Annotated in this window: 18 protein-coding genes; 15 read left to right on the top strand and 3 right to left on the bottom strand. The window is 29.9% G+C overall.

All coding sequences use genetic code 11. The annotated features are described in order from the left end of the window. Positions 1 to 117 precede the first annotated feature (117 nt). From ABDZ93_RS06505 to ABDZ93_RS06495, 3 genes are read left to right on the top strand one after another with little or no spacing between them, the layout of a single operon-like run. Positions 118 to 1179, top strand: coding sequence for an ABC transporter substrate-binding protein (locus tag ABDZ93_RS06505; protein WP_343825133.1), 1062 nt, complete (start codon positions 118 to 120; stop codon positions 1177 to 1179). Further along, positions 1172 to 2851 carry an ABC transporter permease gene (locus ABDZ93_RS06500; protein WP_343824813.1) on the top strand — a complete coding sequence of 560 codons (1680 nt, stop codon included), beginning with the start codon at positions 1172 to 1174 and terminating at the stop codon, positions 2849 to 2851. The genes ABDZ93_RS06505 and ABDZ93_RS06500 overlap by 8 nt, the downstream gene beginning before the upstream one ends. Further along, positions 2832 to 3776: an ABC transporter ATP-binding protein gene (locus ABDZ93_RS06495; RefSeq protein WP_343824811.1), complete on the top strand. Its 945-nt coding sequence runs from the start codon at positions 2832 to 2834 to the stop codon at positions 3774 to 3776. Before ABDZ93_RS06500 ends, ABDZ93_RS06495 begins: the two co-directional genes overlap by 20 nt. Before the next feature lie 182 nt (positions 3777 to 3958). Here the strand turns inward: ABDZ93_RS06495 and ABDZ93_RS06490 are convergent, their stop codons facing one another. Together ABDZ93_RS06490 and ABDZ93_RS06485 are read right to left on the bottom strand one after the other, a co-directional pair. Then, positions 3959 to 4435, bottom strand: a complete 477-nt coding sequence (locus tag ABDZ93_RS06490; protein ID WP_343824809.1) for a YbaK/EbsC family protein — start codon at positions 4433 to 4435, stop codon at positions 3959 to 3961. A 195-nt stretch (positions 4436 to 4630) separates the two neighbouring features. Beyond that, entirely contained in the window at positions 4631 to 5068 is a 438-nt protein-coding gene (locus ABDZ93_RS06485; protein WP_343824807.1) for a GNAT family N-acetyltransferase, read from the bottom strand. 259 nt (positions 5069 to 5327) lie between these two features. On the opposite strand from ABDZ93_RS06485, the gene modA reads away from it, so the two are divergent. The 7 genes from modA to ABDZ93_RS06450 all read left to right on the top strand — a co-directional run bounded on the left by modA (position 5328) and on the right by ABDZ93_RS06450 (position 12204). Further along, positions 5328 to 6119 (top strand): molybdate ABC transporter substrate-binding protein, encoded by a 792-nt coding sequence (gene modA, locus ABDZ93_RS06480; protein WP_343824805.1) that lies wholly within the window; start codon positions 5328 to 5330, stop codon positions 6117 to 6119. 126 nt (positions 6120 to 6245) lie between these two features. After that, positions 6246 to 6911, top strand: a complete 666-nt coding sequence (modB, locus tag ABDZ93_RS06475) for a molybdate ABC transporter permease subunit (RefSeq protein ID WP_343824803.1) — start codon at positions 6246 to 6248, stop codon at positions 6909 to 6911. Between the two features lie 72 nt (positions 6912 to 6983). After that, complete coding sequence (locus ABDZ93_RS06470; protein WP_343824801.1) at positions 6984 to 7961, top strand: NAD(P)/FAD-dependent oxidoreductase; 978 nt, start codon at positions 6984 to 6986, stop codon at positions 7959 to 7961. A 93-nt stretch (positions 7962 to 8054) separates the two neighbouring features. After that, positions 8055 to 9032, top strand: coding sequence for a tRNA epoxyqueuosine(34) reductase QueG (gene queG, locus ABDZ93_RS06465; protein WP_343824799.1), 978 nt, complete (start codon positions 8055 to 8057; stop codon positions 9030 to 9032). A 34-nt stretch (positions 9033 to 9066) separates the two neighbouring features. Further along, complete coding sequence (locus ABDZ93_RS06460) at positions 9067 to 9765, top strand: lysophospholipid acyltransferase family protein (RefSeq protein ID WP_343824797.1); 699 nt, start codon at positions 9067 to 9069, stop codon at positions 9763 to 9765. Between the two features lie 186 nt (positions 9766 to 9951). Beyond that, positions 9952 to 11145, top strand: a complete 1194-nt coding sequence (locus ABDZ93_RS06455; RefSeq protein WP_343824795.1) for a glycine C-acetyltransferase — start codon at positions 9952 to 9954, stop codon at positions 11143 to 11145. A 105-nt stretch (positions 11146 to 11250) separates the two neighbouring features. Continuing rightward, positions 11251 to 12204 carry an L-threonine 3-dehydrogenase gene (locus ABDZ93_RS06450; protein ID WP_343824793.1) on the top strand — a complete coding sequence of 318 codons (954 nt, stop codon included), beginning with the start codon at positions 11251 to 11253 and terminating at the stop codon, positions 12202 to 12204. Positions 12205 to 12542: 338 nt separating this feature from the next. Here ABDZ93_RS06450 and ABDZ93_RS06445 read toward each other — a convergent pair whose 3' ends face one another. Further along, the gene (locus tag ABDZ93_RS06445) at positions 12543 to 13946 is read right to left on the bottom strand and encodes an APC family permease (protein WP_343824790.1); all 1404 of its coding nucleotides are present in this window, start codon (positions 13944 to 13946) and stop codon (positions 12543 to 12545) included. A gap of 277 nt (positions 13947 to 14223) precedes the next feature. Here ABDZ93_RS06445 and ABDZ93_RS06440 point away from each other — a divergent pair, with 277 nt between their 5' ends. The 5 genes from ABDZ93_RS06440 to ABDZ93_RS06420 all read left to right on the top strand — a co-directional run bounded on the left by ABDZ93_RS06440 (position 14224) and on the right by ABDZ93_RS06420 (position 18002). After that, a complete protein-coding gene (locus tag ABDZ93_RS06440) occupies positions 14224 to 14706 on the top strand; it encodes an LURP-one-related/scramblase family protein (protein WP_486187757.1) in 483 nt (160 codons plus the stop codon). A 296-nt stretch (positions 14707 to 15002) separates the two neighbouring features. Further along, a complete protein-coding gene (locus ABDZ93_RS06435; protein WP_343824787.1) occupies positions 15003 to 15800 on the top strand; it encodes a GNAT family N-acetyltransferase in 798 nt (265 codons plus the stop codon). A 344-nt stretch (positions 15801 to 16144) separates the two neighbouring features. After that, positions 16145 to 16999, top strand: coding sequence for a GNAT family N-acetyltransferase (locus tag ABDZ93_RS06430; protein ID WP_343824786.1), 855 nt, complete (start codon positions 16145 to 16147; stop codon positions 16997 to 16999). Between the two features lie 99 nt (positions 17000 to 17098). Beyond that, positions 17099 to 17545, top strand: a complete 447-nt coding sequence (locus ABDZ93_RS06425) for a GNAT family N-acetyltransferase (protein WP_343824784.1) — start codon at positions 17099 to 17101, stop codon at positions 17543 to 17545. Between the two features lie 19 nt (positions 17546 to 17564). Next, complete coding sequence (locus tag ABDZ93_RS06420; protein ID WP_343824781.1) at positions 17565 to 18002, top strand: GNAT family N-acetyltransferase; 438 nt, start codon at positions 17565 to 17567, stop codon at positions 18000 to 18002. The last annotated feature ends 90 nt before the right edge of the window (positions 18003 to 18092 follow it).

Here is an 18092-nt window from a genome sequence, read left to right as displayed (position 1 = left end):
ATATAATTATTATATTTCTAAATACGGTATAGGATTATTTTGAAAATTGTAAAAATAGGTGATACAATTATCGATGAATTTATAACTTAATTATAATTATTAGGAGGACAGTATATGATAAAAAGTGTGAAGAAGGTATTAGCACTATCACTAGCTACAATTTTTACTTTAGGATTAGTTGGTTGTGGAACCAAAGAAGATGCTAATAAAAATAATGAGAATAAAGAAAAGACAGAAATTACAGAACCTTTAAAGGTTGTAACTACATCTGAAACTTATAAAGAACTTTTTGATAAGTTTACAACAGAGACAGGCATAAAGGTTGAATTTTTATCTATGTCATCTGGGGAAGTTATATCAAAAGTTAAAGCTGAAGGTGGAAAGCCTATGGCTGATTTATGGTTTGGAGGCGGAATTGATGCCTTTATGCAAGCAAAAACAGATGGACTTTTAGAAAAAGTTGAATTTGATGGTGCAAAGGATTTAGCTTCAGAATATAAGGATTCAGAAGGATACTGGTATTCTAAAGGATTAACTGTAGTTGGATTTGTGGTAAATAATGATATATTAAAAGAAAAGAATTTACCAGAACCAAAGACATGGGATGATTTAACAAATACTATATATAAGAGTGAAATATTAATGTCAAATCCAGCAGTATCAGGCACTAACTATGCTGTAGTAAATGCTATACTTCAAACTAAGGGTGAAGAAGCTGGTTGGAAATACTTTGAAGAATTAAATAAGAACATAGATTATTATTCTAAGAGAGGAAAAGATCCTAATGTTAAAACTATGGCTGGAGAAGTTGCTATAGGAATAACTTACATAGATAAAGGCCTTGAAGCAATGCAAGAAGAAAAAAATGTTAAGATCATTTATCCAGAAGACGGCATACCATATGTACCAGAAGGTGTAGCTGCATTTAAAAATGCATCTAATGTAGAAGCAGCAAAAATATTTATAGAATGGCTATATAAGGATGAAAATTTAAAAGAAGTTATCAGACTTGACAACAAGGATACATTAAAATTAGTTAAACCTGATCTAGAAGGAGTAGAGTTAACCTTCCCTAAAGAAACTTTAATGAAGGAAGATTTAGCACAGTTTGGAGTTAAAAGAACTGAAATTCTAGAAAAGTGGAAAACACTAATGGGAGACAAAGCTGAAAGTGAATAAAAAAAATAAAAGGGTATCTATTTTAGATACCCATTTTTATAATACTATAGATTATATTATCCTTGGACTAATATCAATATCAGTTTTAATTTTTATCCTTTGGCCTATTTTATGTGTAATAAAGAGTAGTTTATTTATAGATGGAGACTTTACCTTAGAATTATATGATAAGCTATTTACTAATAATAAGAAGTTACTGTATAACAGCGTTTTTGTAGCCACTTTGTCAGCAGCATTATCTACAATACTATCTGTAGCAATAGCTCTTAAAATAAGTTTTATGAGAGGAAAAAAGAAACTTATTTTAATGGGAATTTTAATGGTTACAATGATTTCACCACCATTTGTATCTTCTCTAGCTTACATACAACTTTTTGGAAGAAGAGGTCTAATAACTTATAGACTCCTAAAACTATCACTAAATCCTTATGGGTGGCATGGAATTGTGGCAATGCAAAGCTTATCCTTCGCATCACTAAATGCTCTATTATTAATAGGCATAATTTCAAAGCTTGATATGAGTCTTGTTCAATCTTCCTTAGATTTAGGATCTAGTCATTCTTATGCTTTAAGAAAAATAATAATTCCTTTAGTAAAGCCAGCTATATTAGTATGTTTTTTACTATCCTTTGTAAGATCACTATCAGATTTTGGAACCCCTATGACTATAGGAGGAGCTTTTGATGTTCTTGCAACGGAAATATATATGCAAATCATAGGATACGGCAATTTAGAATTAGCAGCAGCTATGAACGTGATAATCTTAATCCCTGCGCTCGTAATATTTATAGTTTATAGAAAACTTATGAAAAAATATAATATCCTCTCTAAAGGAACAAGCAATAAGGTGTCTTCTAGTGATTATACTTTTAGCCTAAAAGGTATTATTAATTGGGGTATAACACTTATATGTGGAGTATTCTTTACAATGATGATACTTCAGTATTTGACAATCTTTATTAGTGGAATAACTAAATTTAGTTATGGAAAAATGCAATTTACATTAGATCATTTTAAATATCTAAAGCTATATAGTATGACAAGCTTTGTTAGAAGTATAGTATATGGTATTATTGTGGGAATAGTAGGAACTATAATAGGAATACTCTTATCCTATTATACAGAAAGAAGAAAGATAAGGGGGATGGAAGTACTAGATTTTATAGGAACTCTTCCATATATAATACCAGGAACTTTCTTCGGAATAGGATATATACTGGCTTTTAATAATCCTCCATTAATGCTTACAGGTACAGCTGCTATAGTAATCATAAACTGTATCTTTAAACAACTTCCTATGACCACTAAAACAAGTAGTGCAGCACTATCTCAAATAAATGTAAATTTGGAGGAAGCAGGAAGAGACTTAGGGGCTGGAAAATTTCATATCATTAAGGATATAATATTTCCAAATCTTAAGAATGCCTTTGTAGTGGGATTTATAAATAATTTTACTACATCTATGACAACCATAGGTGCTATAATATTTTTAATTCATCCAGGAAAGAAAATTGCTACTCTTGCATTATTTGATGCAATAAATAGTGGAGAATATGGCGTAGGATCACTTATTGCTACAATTATTATTATTATAACCATGATAGTGAATTTAGGTATTTCACGAATTATACTAGGAAAGGGGTCTATGAAGAATGTATCTTCAATTGAATAATTTATCAAAGAGTTTTGGAGATAACAAGGTAGTTAAAGGGCTGTCCTTAGATATAGAAAAGGGAGAAATATTATGTCTTTTAGGCCCATCAGGATGTGGAAAGACAACAACATTAAAAATTATTGGTGGATTTTTAGAGGCTGATAGTGGGAGAATACTTATAGATGGAAGGGATATAACAGACCTATCACCGGAAGAGAGACCTGTGTCTACAGTGTTCCAATCCTATGCTTTATTTCCTCATTTAACTGTTCTAGATAATGTAATATATGGACTAAAGTTTCAAGGGTATTCTAAGAAGGATGCAATCCAAAAGGCAATGGAATATTTAGAGATTGTAGGATTAAGGGAATATGCTAAGGCTAAGATTCATGAAATTAGCGGTGGACAACAGCAAAGAGTTGCTTTAGTTAGGTCTTTAATAGTAAATCCTAAAGTTTTACTTCTCGATGAACCTTTAAGTAACTTAGATGCAAAGTTAAGAATAAAAATGAGAGAAGAAATTAAATCAATACAAAAAAAATTTAATATGACCATGGTATTTGTTACCCATGATCAGGAAGAAGCTTTAGTGCTTGGAGATAAAATTGCAATAATGAATGAAGGAGATTTAATTCAAATTGGGTCTCCAGAAGAGGTGTATTACAATCCTTCAAGTCTATTTTCTATGAATTTTCTAGGAGCATCTAATAAAATTAAAGACAGTAAGGGGAAAGATTTTTATGTAAGGCCTGAAAATGTAATTATAACTCCCAATGGAGATATAAAGGGAAGAATAATAAATAGAACTTTTTTAGGCTTTTATAATCAATACAAAATAGACATAGGAGAAAGTGTTATAGTAACGAAAACTCCTTATGATGGGAAAGTTTATAATTCTAATGATGTAGTTAATATAAAGCTTATAAATAAAACTTATTTATAAATATAAATTTAAAAATCTGCTCTTAAAATACTTATATAAAATTACCTAGTATTTTTACTGAAATACTAGGTAATTTTATTATATATATATTGCTTATGTAGAGGTATTTTTAAAATCAAACATAAGTAATGTATGAGAATTATAAATTGTTTTAATATATATAAAATATTATTAATCTAAATTTATTCTTCCAAGCCTTTACAAACATCAATCCATTCTAGACTTTTAGAATATTTATAAAGGTCATCACAGCTAAGCTCAATGGCACTATTACTGCTACCACAAGCAGGAAAAACTGTGTCAAATCGCTTAAGTGATATATCTGTATAAATTTTAACATCTGGATTTTCTATTCCAAATGGGCAAACACCTCCAATGGAGTGACCAGTTAGCTGGATAACTTCATCAGGAGATAACATCTTTGCTTTCATTTTAAATTGAGATTTAAACTTGCTATTATCAATTTTGCCATCACCAGCAGTAACAATTAAAATACAGCCTTCATCACTTTTGAAAGACAAGGTTTTAGCAATTCGTGCTGGGATTACATCAAGGGCGAGGGCTGCAAGTTCAACAGTTGCACTAGATACATCAAACTCTAAAATTTTAGAATCAAGATTCCATTGACTTAAGTATTTACGAACATTTTCTATAGACATTTTAATACTTCCTTCCTTGGTATATAAGTTATTATATTATAAACCTGGTTTTATAGAGAAAATTTTATATACAAAAAAAGTTAAATATTTACATATGAAACTATGCAAAAAGTTAACATTTTTAAATTTTAACTTCTTAATATTTTAAAATGCTGTGTTAGCTATAGGTATTTAATGGGCTTACACCTCAGTAGTTTAATGTTCTTTGTCATGAAGGTACTTTACCATCATTACCTTTTCTTTTAGATTATAGCCGCAATTCTTATATAAGTCTTGTGCTGCAAAATTTTTAGTCCCGGTTAAAATTCCTATATGATTAGCCTTATTTTCTTCGAAAATATCTTCTATAAATTTAATCATGGATTTAGCAATACCTTGTTTTCTATAGTTATTTCTTACAAAAACCTCTGTGATTTCAGCATCCTTATAATTATAACAAATTGATTTAGTAATTCTTGCACAGGCAAAAGCTATTGGTGAATTGTTTACTGTAGAAACTACAATAATTTCATCTCCATTTTTAATTCCTTCTACAATGTTATCATTAGTTACAATTACATCATTAAATTCATAGTTTAACTGTTTAAGAGCATCTATGTCTTCAAGGGTTGCTTTCCTAATTTCAAAATTCAAGATAAATACCTCCTCTATAGGGAATACAGAAAAATATTAATAAATAAAGTTTATTAACTTATCTCCAGCTAAGAAATTAAATTAAATATAAAAATTTTATTTAAATATAGAATATAGATATTTAGTTATATTATATTACATTTTACTTATATCAGTATAGAATTTTGGTAAAAAGTAATAAAATGGTATAAATACTCTTGAAAGTGAATTTGTAAGATGTATAATTAATACATAAATATGGAAAAGGATGGGGTTTAATTTGAAAAAGTTAAGAGTTATCATAGCAATTACAGTTTTAGCCATGGTTTTTGTGGGGTGTTCCAATGGACAAGCTAATAAAGAAGAAACTAATAATAGTGGAGAAAAAAAAGAAATATTAATTTCAGCAGCGGCAAGTCTTAAAGAATCTATGGATGAAATAAAAAAGGTCTATGAAGAAAAAAATAATGTAATTTTAACTTTTAATTTTGGGGCATCAGGATCACTTCAAAAACAAATTGAGGAAGGTGCACCCGTGGATATATTTATGTCTGCAGGGGAAAAGCAATTTAAAGCTCTAGAAGATAAGGAACTTATAGAAAGTGAAAGCAAAAAGGATATAGTAGAAAATGAACTTGTTTTAATTGTTAATAATGAGTATAAAGATAAAATAAAAGAGCTAGATGATTTAGATAATTTAGATGGACATATAGCTTTAGGAGAAATAGGATCTGTACCTGCAGGACAATATGCTGAGGAAGCTTTAAATTACTATAATAAGTGGAGTAGCATTGAGGATAAAATTGTTTTTGCAAAGGATGTTAAGCAAGTTGTTAGTTATGTAGAAAGTGGAGAAGCAGTTTGTGGTATTGTATATAAATCTGACTCAGTCCATATAAGGAGTTCTGTGGTGGCAACTACTTTTGATACATCAAGTCATAAAAAGATTATATATCCAGGAGGGGTAATAAAGGCTTCTAAAGTTAAAGATGAAGCTAAAAAGTTTTTAGAGTTTTTAGATACCAGTGAAAGTAAAGAAATATTGGAAAAGTACGGATTTAAAGTTAATTAATCATTAAGTAAAATTATGTTATAAGCTTCATAGGAAATAAACTTCTGATGAAGCTTATAAATTATACAGAGCAAAATTCCTATAGGATATATTTTATAAATAATATTAGATTAGGATGATAAATATATGATAGAGTCCATATTAACACCAGTTATAATTTCACTTAAAGTAGCTTTGGTTGCCACAGGAATAGTTATTATTTTAGGTGTAGCATTAGCATGGATATTTTGTAAATATAGTTTTAAGGGAAAGTCTTTATTAGAGACAATAATTTTATTACCTATGTGTCTTCCTCCTACAGTAGTAGGATATGGAATGTTAATGGTCATGGGTAAAAATGGTGCTATAGGAAAACTTACTGAGGCTATATTTGGAGGTACTTTAGTATTTACTTGGCAAGGTGCTGCCATTGGAGCAGCAATTGTAGCATTGCCATTAATGTACGAAAGCGCCAAGGCTGGTTTTTTAAATATAGACATTACATGTATAGAGGCAGCTAGAATATTTGGTGCCAGTGAAAGTTATATATTTTTTGATATAGTATTACCCATGGCTTTTGATAGTATTATCAGTGGAATTATCTTAGCATTTACTAGAGCTTTAGGTGAATTTGGAGCTAGTCTTATGATTGCTGGTAATATACCAGGAAAAACTCAAACTATACCAATAGCTATATATTTTGCTATGGAAAGTGGAAATAGAACTCAAGGGAATATATTGGTAACAATTGTAGTTGTGTTTAGTTTTATTATGGTATTTTGGCTGAATAGATGGAAGAAACTTAGAAAATAATGATAAATACTAAGAAAAATAGTATAATAATCTAAGCAGATTTTACAGAACTTTGGAATAGGAGGGGATTTAATGGAGGCTTTTGACCTAATAGTTATAGGTGCAGGAGTAAGTGGAATTATGGCTGCAGTAGAGGCGAAATCTAGAGGAGTAAAAAAGGTTATTGTAATTGATAGGGATATGGAACCTGGCGGAGCTATGCTTTCATGTGTTCAGGCAGGTTTTTATTATAAGAATATAAAAGAAAATTTAGCAGCTCCGGAATTAATATCAGGACTTATAAAGGACGCCTTAAAATTAGGAGTAATTATTAAGTGTGATACTACAGTTTTGGAATTAAAAAAGAATAAGGAAGTTGTTATAGTAAATAGTAATGAAGGAATAAAGACTATAAAAGCCAAGGCTATAATTCTTGCTATGGGCTCTAGAGAAAGACCTTTTGGTTATAAAAATATTTTAGGATATGGAATGGCTGGAATTACTACAGCTTGTTCAACACTAAAGTATGTTAATAGAAAAGGAGTACTACCTGGGAAAAGATGTATTGTACTAGGATCTGATGATATAGGAATACTTGCAGCAAGAACTTTAGTTTTAGAGGGAGCTAATGTAATAAGTATGATAGAAACCAGTGGTGCTATTAGAGCTGTAAGTAATAAAGCTAGAGAGTATATTGAAGACTTTAATATTCCTGTACTCTTTAACCATAGAGTAGTAAAAATATATGGTACTCACAGAGTTACTGGTGTAGATATAGTGCATCTAGATGAAAAATATAATGTTATTGAAGGAACTAGTAAATATGTGGATTGTGATACTCTAGTGTTATGTATGAATTTAAAGCCTGATACCCCTATAGCAGAAAAAATAGGAATAAATATAGATAAGGAAAAGGGTGGTATATTTATTTCAGATAAACTGGAGACCTCAATGAATGGAATATTTGCATGTGGAGCAGTTGTTGATGGGTATACTAATGTGGAGAAGGTTATGAATCAGGGAAGGTTAGCAGCTAAGTATGCAGCAGAGTATTTGCATGGAGAACAATAGAAACTATAAGGGTAACATAATAATGACTTAAGAGTATTAATAGGATATATGGAAATGAGAAAGTAGGAAATATATAAACTGATGGAAGAATATATGGATAAAAAAGAGAAAATAATAAGTTATGCAAAGCGACTTTGTTTAGATACTATTGGATTTACAGAATGTAGAAGATTTAATGAATTAGAGAAATTTTTCATAGATAGGAAGGAAAATAATCTTTTTAATGAGTTTGAAGAGGAAGACATAGAAAAAAAGATTAATCCAAAGCTTTTAATGGAAAATGGAGAAACTATTATATCAATAGCTTTTCCTTATTACCATGGTGATAAAGGAGAAGGAGATAAATTTTCTTTATACACAAGAGGGTTAGATTATCATAAAGTAGTAGAAAAGTATTTAAAGGAAATATGTGATTTTATAGAATCCTTAGGAGGAGAAGCTAAGTGGTTTGTAGATAGCAATCCATTACCAGAAAGGTATATTGCAGCTATAAGTGGAGTTGGATTTATAGGGAAGAATAATGCTCTTATTACGGAAAAGTATGGTTCATACGTATTTTTAGGAGAAATAATAACAAATCTTAAGCTACAGGGGGATAAATCAAAAAAATATGGCTGTAAAGGGTGCAATTTATGTGTGGAAAGATGCCCAACAAATGTTATAATAGAAGATGTTAAAAAGTTTAATTCTTCACAATGTGTTTCTTATTTAACTCAAAAGAAACACTTAAATGATGAGGAAATTAACATGGTTAAAGGCAAAATTTTTGGGTGTGACAATTGTCAAAAAGTATGTCCACATAATTTGAATGTGGAAGTTTCACCTATAAAAGAGTTTCTACCTAAGATGTATATGGAAAAGGTTGATTTATTGGAGCTTATAAATCTTGATAATAAAAGCTTTAAAGAAAAGTATATCATTCATTCTTGTGGATGGCGTGGAAAGAATTTATTAATAAGAAATGGGCTTATCAATTATTATTTGAGGTATAATGAAGATAGAGATAGTATAAAAGAGAGTATAAAATCACCATACATAAAGGAGTATTATGATAAATTATTCAAGAAATAGTATGGTGTAAGTCTTAGGTATAAAGGAGATTTATATGAAAAGAGATATATTAACTAAAATTTTAAATAAGTTACCAGAAAGTATTTCTGGAAAACTAGCAAGAACTTATGTAAAGACATCAATAAAAAAGTATGCTAATATGAAAGTTGAAGGATATGAAAAGATTAAAGATATAGATGGACCAATAATATTTGTATGCAATCACTTAAGTAATGCAGATGGTCTTATACTTAATGAAGTACTAAAAGACTTTGATCCTACATTCATTGCGGGAGTAAAGCTTTCCAATAACGATTTTACTAAGAATGGGTTTAAGTTTATAAAGACTATAGGTATTAAGCCTAATTCTGCTGATAAGGATGCCATTAGCAAGATTATAAAGAAGCTTAAGGCTGGAGAAAATATTATGATATTCCCAGAGGGGACAAGAAGCAGAACTGGTTCCATGATAGAAGGAAAAAAGGGATTCCTTTTAATGGCTAAGTTATCTAAAGCTAAAATAGTTCCAATTGCATTAACTGGTACAGAGGAATTTTTACCTATAAATGATGATGATATGGGAGAGGAAAACTTCCAGACAGCTCATGTTACTGTAAGGTTTGGGGATGCTGTGTATTTACCTGAAAAACTTAAAGAGGAAGATAAGAATCAATATAATGAAAGAGCCATGGTTGAAGTTATGAAATCTATAGCAGCTCTTTTACCAGAAAAATATAGAGGCGTATATAAATAAGGATTTATTCAAAAACTTATAAGTAGAAGATATTCTAATTATATGAAGAGAAAATATGAGTAGCTAATCTTATAGAGTAGGCATTGAAGGATATTATTTTGGAGTATAAATATACTAATATGTGTTATAAATATATTAACATGTATAGTAAATTTTATTTAATATAATTTATATGGAGGTAATCATATGGGAAGCAAATCTTTAAACAATTTCCTTAATACTAATTTAGAGGACCTTAAAAGTAAAGGTCTTTATAATGAAATTAATGTTATTACAGGACAAAATGGACCTGTGATAGAAATAGAAGGAAAGAAGCTAATAAACCTATCTTCAAACAACTATCTAGGACTTGCAACTAACAAAAGAATGATTGAAGCTTCAATCAAGGCTACAGAAAAGTACGGTGTAGGTGCTGGTGCTGTTAGAACAATAAATGGAACATTAGACATACATATAGAATTAGAGAAGAAGTTAGCAGAATTTAAACACACTGAAGCTGCAATAGCTTTCCAATCAGGATTTAACTGCAATATGGCAGCTATATCTGCTGTAATGAACAAAAAAGATGCAATACTTTCAGATGCATTAAACCATGCCTCAATTATAGATGGATGTAGATTATCAGGAGCTAAAATCATAAGAGTTGAGCACTCTGACATGGATGATTTAAGATCAAAAGCTAAAGAAGCAAAAGAATCAGGATTATATGAAAAAATAATGGTAATCACTGACGGTGTATTCTCAATGGATGGAGATGTTGCAAAACTTCCTGAAATTGTTGAGATTGCAGAGGAGTTTGATTTAATTACTTACGTTGATGATGCTCATGGTTCTGGGGTACTTGGAAAAGGTGCTGGAACAGTTCACCACTTTGGATTATCAGATAAAATAGATTTCCAAATAGGAACACTTTCTAAAGCTATTGGTGTAGTTGGAGGATATGTAGCAGGATCTAAAGATCTTATCGATTGGTTAAAAGTTAGAGGTAGACCATTCCTATTCTCTACATCATTAACTCCAGGAGCAGCAGGAGCTTGTATAGAAGCTATAAATATATTAACTGAAAGTACGGAACTTCACGATAAATTATGGGAAAATGGAAATTACCTTAAAAAAGGCTTAAAAGAATTAGGATTTGATATTGGTCATAGTGAAACACCTATAACTCCATGCATAATTGGAGAGGCTGCTGAGGCTCAAGAATTCAGTAGAAGATTATATGAAGAGGGTGTATATGCTAAATCAATAGTATTCCCAACAGTACCATTAGGAACAGCTAGAGTAAGAAACATGCCATCAGCTGCTCATACAAAAGAAATGTTAGATGAAGCTATTGCTAAATATGCAAAAGTAGGAAGAGAAATGGGTTTAATAAAATAGTATTTGTATTAAAATTAGAGGAGGATTATCCTCCTCTAAAGGTTATAGATTTTAACTAAAAACATTTAAATAAAATTTAAATAACATGAGATAGGGAGAATCAATATGAAAAGAATATTAGTTAGTGGATGCTTAGGTCAAATTGGTACGGAATTAGTAACGAAATTAAGAGAAGTTTACGGAGTAGACAATGTAGTAGCTACAGACGTAAGAAAGCCAGAAGGGAATCCAATCGTTGAAGGTGGAATCTTTGAAACTTTAGACGTAACAAACTATGATGAATTCTTATCAATAGCTAAAAAACATGAAGTAGATACTATTATTCACCTTGCAGCACTTTTATCAGCAGTTGCAGAAGCAAAACCACAACTTGCATGGACTATAAACATGGGTGGTCTTGTAAATGCTTTAGAAGTTGCTAGAGAGTTAAATTGTAAATTCTTTACTCCAAGCTCAATAGGAGCATTTGGACCATCTACACCTAAAGTAAATACCCCTCAAGATACTATTCAAAGACCAAACACTATGTATGGTGTAACTAAGGTTTCTGGAGAGTTATTGTGTGATTACTACCACTCTAAATATGGCGTAGATACAAGAGGAGTAAGATTCCCAGGACTTATTTCTTATGTAGCATTACCAGGTGGTGGAACTACAGACTATGCAGTTGATATTTACTATGAAGCATTAAAAACTGGCAAGTATACTTCTTTCATAGGTAAAGGAACTTACATGGACATGATGTATATGCCAGATGCTATAAATGCAATAATCACTTTAATGGAAGCTGACCCAAGCAAATTAAAGCACAGAAATGCATTTAACATAACAGCAATGAGTTTTGAACCAGAACAAATAGCTGCAGAAATTAGAAAGCATATTCCAGAATTCGAAATGTCTTATGACGTAGACCCAGTAAGACAAGGAATTGCAAATACTTGGCCAGATTCAATAGATCCATCTGCTGCTAAAGAAGAGTGGGGCTTTAAAGCTGAATATGACTTAGCTAAGATGACAGCAGATATGCTTGAAAAATTAAAAGCTAAAGGAATAAAATAATTAAATAGAAATAAAGGACTGAATAAAGATATTTTATCTTTATTCAGTCCTATTTTTATTCGATGACTACCCACTCTAATACTCCCATCGCACTCTGTGAAAGCGATTCGCACCAAATCACAGATTTGTTGGGCTCTCTGCTTTTCTTCAAAGTGGGAGTGAAGAGTGGCTACGTCCCTGGATAACTATTTCCCCTAAAGGACAACGACTTCTAAGTATCAAAAATATTGATACTTAGAAGTCTGTTAGTAAGCTTCAGTGGGAGTAAAAACCACTCTGAAGCTTAGAACTCTGTTTATATAGTGATTTTTAAGTGCTTGTCCTATTTAAGTGTTAAATTAGTGATTAGTTTTCTTCGCAATATATGGAAGAATTAAACCTAAACCTATTAGTACAAATGGGGTCACAATGTTAAGTGTTAATTGGAATGGATCTTCAGAGTATATACCACCAATACATGCAAAAGCTGTAAATGCAAAGCACCATGCTCCTATGATAATACCTAAGATTTTATTTTTTACAAATTTATATTCAGGATTGAATTTGTCTCCTGATTTCTTTAAAGCTATATATGCAACAAATACCCATAAGTAACGAAGAGGCATACATATAGCATTTAGTTTTACTAACCATTTTACTAATTCATCTACACTTCCTATACCAAAAGCAGGTAGGATGATTAATATTGAAACTATAACTAATATAAGTTTATGTCCGTTTGTATAAGCACCATATTTATTTTTAACAAATAATTTTTCAGGAATGAACTCTCTATCAGCGCTATTAAGTAACATACGTAAAGGTGCATCGATTGATATTATAAGTACTGCAAATTGTCCAATAAGGTTTGTAATAGCATAAATAATTACGAAAGTATTTCCTATGTGATAGTATTCACCTAACTTTTGAAAAGCATAATATGCACCATTAGTCATTAAGTCTTTAGGAACATTGTTTGAATCAAACATCATACCTAATGATATAGTTCCTAAAATTGCACAAACAGCAACCATAATTGCTAATGCAATCATACCTTTTGAAAATCCTGTTTCAGGATTTTTAACTTGGTTAACGTAAGGTGATATTTTTTCACAACCACCAACAGCAAAGACTAAGATTGATAAACTGGTAAAGAATTTAACATCAAATGTAGGCATAAAAGTCTTAAATGACCAATCTATAGCATTTAGATTAGCATCTGTAATTGCTGGTGCTGCTAACATTAATATAATAAATAAAATAGACATTACGAACATGGATGTTCCTGCAAAAGTAGCTATCTTTTTTAATGGATTTAATCCTTTTGATGCAATATATAATGCAATTAAAAAGACTACTAAGCAAGATAATTGTAGTAGAGCTGTATTCATACTACTGATTCGTTTGTCTTGGAAGATCGCCCAACTTGCTGAAATCATAAAACCAGATGGCTTTTGTGAAATGTAAGGCATATGAACTATCCAATATGTCCATCCAGCGTAGTAAGCAATTTTTGGTCCTATGGTTTCATGAATCCAAGAACTAACTCCTCCACCAGAGGTTTTAAATGCAGATCCTAATTCTCCTACCATTAGTGCATAAGGCACAAAGTAAATAGTGAAGATTAAAACCCAAGATACAATTGCTTTAAGTCCGTTGTATTCAGAGAAGCCATTAATAACATTACCAAAACCCCATACTGTTGAAAATGCCATAAATGCCAATGTGTACCAAAGAATTTCTTTGTTCTTTTTTTCAGACATAATTTTCCCTCCTGTATTAAATTACGATATTATTATACCATGAGTGGTATCTTTTTCACATTTAAAATCAAATATTTTATTATAAATCGAATTATATTTAAAATATTATGAAAATATATTAAATATAATTGAACACTATCTAATGAATCTAATCCTAATAACTTTTATTTGTAGTGACATAATAGAATAATGCATTACATAATTACATAAAAATGTATTAATATTCTAAAATTTGTGAGATAATATTTATAATCAATTATATTTACCGGAGGAATCTATGAAATTATATATTAAGCAAAAAGTATTTTCATTTACTGATAGATTTATAGTTAAAGATGAAAAAGGGGAAGATAAATACTTTGTTGAAGGTGAAATGTTCTCCATGGGGCATAAACTTCATATTTACGATAAAAATGATAAAGAAGTAGGATATATCAGACAGAAACTATTCACCTTTATGCCTAAGTTTGAAATTATTATAAATGGCATGGTAATTGGAGATTTGATAAAAAAATTTACTTTTATTAATCAAAACTATTATCTAGATGGAACTAACCTAAGGTTAACAGGTGATTTTTGGGCTCATGATTATACCTTATATCAAGATGGATATGCTGTTATGACGGTGAGCAAAGAATGGTTTACCTGGGGAGACAGCTATGTACTAAATATAACTGATCAGGTTGATGAAATATTATGCTTAGCTATAGTTTTAGCTATAGACTGTGAAATGTGTACTGCGAATAATGGGGGAAATTAAGTAGTAAATCAGTAGCCTTAAAATTAGTAGGGAGGGGATTTATGATTGCAATGAAAGTAAGACAAGCTACTTAAGTAACAATAAAATATTTTATTATTATAGTAAAGAAAATAACTGGGGTAAATAAAGTAAAAAAAGGGGTGAATTTAGTGATACTATTAATAAGTATTCACTAGATAATAAATGAGTAAAGCTATTAAAGAAGAATTAATTATGCTGCAAATAAATTGCAACATAGAAGAAAGTACTTTAATAAGGGCACAGGGGTTTAATTTATTGGAGCTTAAAAATAATAAATGAAAATAAATATAGGATTTGAATTAAGCAATTATAATGATATAAATAAGTTTTTAAAAGATTATTTAAAAACCCTGTCTTCGCCCTTTGATTCCTATTTAGAGGACCATATAATTAAATCTAAGTTTTATAGAATAGTTATGAATTCAAAGTATATAGGATACTTTGCTATATATGATAATGAATTATTAACACTGTTTTATATCAAGTGTAAATATATAAAATACGCTCAAAGATATTTTAATGCTATATTGAAAAAATTTAATCCAAAATCAGCCTATGTATTTACAGGAGATGAGTTATATTTAAGTTGTATATGTGATATAGAAAATAAAGAAGTAAAAAATCAAGCTTATTTTTTCCAGGATCATAAAGGTAGCCCAGAAGAAATAAGGTATTATAGCAATGGTAGTCTAAGAAAAGCTGAATATAAAGATATTCCAATGATAAAAGAACTTAGTGGTGACTTTTTTGAAGATGTAGATAAACAGGTTAAAGATGGAGAATTATATGTTTTTGAAGAAGGTACCAATATATTGGGTTTTGGTATACAAGAAAAAGGAAGGATACTAAAAGGATATACTAGTATAGGAATGTTTACTAGAGAAGAATATAGACAAAAGGGTATTGGAAGAACTATTATAGCAAAGCTAAAGGAACTTTGTTACAAGCAAGGAGAAATTCCAATTTGCGGATGCTGGTATTATAACACAAATTCTAAAAAAACTTTAGAAAGTAGTGGATTTGTAAGTAAGACCAGACTTTTAAGGATAGAATTTAAAAATATTGACAAATAATATATAAAAATATTATAATGTAAATATAAGTAATGAGAAAGGTGGGAATACGTTGTTTATGAACAGAGATTTTTATAAAAATAATATAAAATTAAATAGAATATATAATAACGCCCTGCCTGAAATTATAGGTTTTTAAAGTTAAATTTAAAGTATTAATTTGTAATTAAGTCCTAGGGGTATCCCTAGGACTTTTTATATCTAAATATTTTAAATAGCATAGTGAACTTAAAAGTAATATTTAAGTTTAAGACTATGTTTAAGAATAAATATGTGCTAGTTAGCCATATCCTATCATCTACGGTGAAGGATATGGCCATTTTTTATGTAGGGGGTTAAAGTTAATGCAAATTTTAGAGTTAAGAGAACTAGATAAGAGGCAGATTGAAGATATTAAAAATCTGGAAGGAATTTGCCAAAAGTATGATAAAACTAAGGGAAGTGTATTTTTATCAAATGAAATTAACTTCAGTAAAGAAATTAATTGCTTTTTCTTATTATATGAGGAAGAAACTCTTGTAAGCTTTTTATCTATGTTTATACCAAGATCAAAGGAGGCAGAAGTTTCCGCATATACATTACCAGAGAAGAGAAAGAAAGGTTTCTTTAAAATACTTTTAGAAAGTGCTATTAATGAACTAAGAAAGTATGGCGTTAAAGAAATACTCTTTGTACATGAGACTTCAAGCAATGATGGCATGCTAGCTTTAAAGAAATTTAATGCGATATATGATTTCTCAGAGTACTTACTAGTTTATAGACAAGATGAATTTATTAAAAGAGATGGTAAGCTGAAGTTAGCTCCAATAACTATTCAAGATATAGATGAAATAGCAAAGCTAAACATGGACATTTTTAATAAAACTTTGGAAGAAGGAAAAGCAATTGTTAATAGAGCAATAGAATCTAAAGATAGGATATCCTATATGGCTAAAGTAGATAATGAAACTGTTGGTATATGTAGTATTAGTTTAGAAGGTGGCAATGCGTTTATTTGTGGATTAGGAATTTCAACTAAGTATCGTGGATTTGGCTACGGAAAAGAGATATTAAGTAAGGGAATAGAGAAGGCGTTGACCTTGGATATTAAAGATATATATCTTGAGGTGGATAGTAAAAATCATACAGCATATAACCTTTATATTAATAATGGATTTATTATTAAAACACAAATAGATTATTATAGATATATAATTTAGAAGTATGAAATAAGAATAATAAATTTATAACAAAGGAAATGATAAATATGAGGATAGAGTTGTGTTTTCAAAATTAAATAGCTTTAGGTAGGTGAATAAATGAATATTAGCATTAAAGATATAAATCTAGAAAATTGGGAAGAATGTACTAAACTAAAAATATCAGAGGAGCAAGAGACATACTTGCCTCACTCTAATTTGAAGTCTATTGCAGAATCAAGATTTTATCCTAATTATATACTGTTAGGAATTTATAAGGATGATGAAATTATTGGATTTGCTATGCATGGAGATGAGGATGATGATGAAATGGCAGAATTAAGAAGGTTTATGATAGATGAAAGATATCAAGGAAAGGGTTATGGTAGAAAAGCATTATCATTAGTATTAGAAGATATCAAGAAAAAGTCTAAATATAAAACTATATATTTAAGCTTTCATCCAGAGAATATAGTAACAAAAAATCTATACTCTAGTTTTGGCTTTAGGCAGTTTATAACTGGATTTGAAGCTGAGGATGAGGTTTTTTATAAGAAAAAAATATAATATTAGGGGGAAAATATTTATGGAGATTATTTTTAAAGTGATAGACAATGACAATTGGAGAGAATGTATTGAGCTTTCTGTAGAAGAAAACCAGAAGTGTTTCGTAGCATCAAACTCATACTCTATATTGGAGTCTAAATTTGAAGAAGGAAACTATCCTTTAGCAATATATGATGGAGAAGTTATGGTAGGATTTTTAATGTATAGCTTTGATAGTGATGATAATAGCTGGTGGATGTGTAGACTTATGATGGACAAAAAATATCAAGGAAAGGGATATGGTAGAGCTACTATACTAAAACTTTTAAAATTATTAAAAGAAGACCATGGAAATATAAAAGTTTATACAAGCTTTGAACCAGAAAATAGTGTTGCTGAAAAATTATATGAAGCTGTAGGTTTCAGAAAAACTGGAAAGATAATGTGGGGAGAAGTAGTAATGGAGATTCAGCTATAATTAGCTAAAACTTCTGATTTAAGAAAGGAGATATCTCAAAATAAGCTAAATCTTAAGTTAATGTTGAGCTTGTCATCTAATATAAGTACA

Source organism: Clostridium subterminale (genome assembly GCF_039521425.1).
In the GTDB taxonomy this organism is placed as follows: Bacteria; Bacillota; Clostridia; order Clostridiales; family Clostridiaceae; genus Clostridium_J; species Clostridium_J subterminale.
The sequence above is the reverse complement of the archived record's forward strand: the minus strand, read 5'-3'. Positions and strand labels throughout refer to the sequence as shown.

Bases quoted from the DNA above. Each gene is read 5' to 3' on its own strand.
- ABDZ93_RS06495 (WP_343824811.1), top strand. From the start codon at position 2,832: ATGTATCTTCAATTGAATAATTTATCAAAGAGTTTTGGAGATAACAAG.
- ABDZ93_RS06490 (WP_343824809.1), bottom strand. From the start codon at position 4,435: ATGTCTATAGAAAATGTTCGTAAATACTTAAGTCAATGGAATCTTGAT.
- modB (WP_343824803.1), top strand. From the start codon at position 6,246: ATGATAGAGTCCATATTAACACCAGTTATAATTTCACTTAAAGTAGCT.
- ABDZ93_RS06470 (WP_343824801.1), top strand. From the start codon at position 6,984: ATGGAGGCTTTTGACCTAATAGTTATAGGTGCAGGAGTAAGTGGAATT.
- queG (WP_343824799.1), top strand. From the start codon at position 8,055: ATGGATAAAAAAGAGAAAATAATAAGTTATGCAAAGCGACTTTGTTTA.
- ABDZ93_RS06460 (WP_343824797.1), top strand. From the start codon at position 9,067: ATGAAAAGAGATATATTAACTAAAATTTTAAATAAGTTACCAGAAAGT.
- ABDZ93_RS06455 (WP_343824795.1), top strand. From the start codon at position 9,952: ATGGGAAGCAAATCTTTAAACAATTTCCTTAATACTAATTTAGAGGAC.
- ABDZ93_RS06450 (WP_343824793.1), top strand. From the start codon at position 11,251: ATGAAAAGAATATTAGTTAGTGGATGCTTAGGTCAAATTGGTACGGAA.
- ABDZ93_RS06445 (WP_343824790.1), bottom strand. From the start codon at position 13,946: ATGTCTGAAAAAAAGAACAAAGAAATTCTTTGGTACACATTGGCATTT.
- ABDZ93_RS06440 (WP_486187757.1), top strand. From the start codon at position 14,224: ATGAAATTATATATTAAGCAAAAAGTATTTTCATTTACTGATAGATTT.
- ABDZ93_RS06435 (WP_343824787.1), top strand. From the start codon at position 15,003: ATGAAAATAAATATAGGATTTGAATTAAGCAATTATAATGATATAAAT.
- ABDZ93_RS06430 (WP_343824786.1), top strand. From the start codon at position 16,145: ATGCAAATTTTAGAGTTAAGAGAACTAGATAAGAGGCAGATTGAAGAT.
- ABDZ93_RS06425 (WP_343824784.1), top strand. From the start codon at position 17,099: ATGAATATTAGCATTAAAGATATAAATCTAGAAAATTGGGAAGAATGT.
- ABDZ93_RS06420 (WP_343824781.1), top strand. From the start codon at position 17,565: ATGGAGATTATTTTTAAAGTGATAGACAATGACAATTGGAGAGAATGT.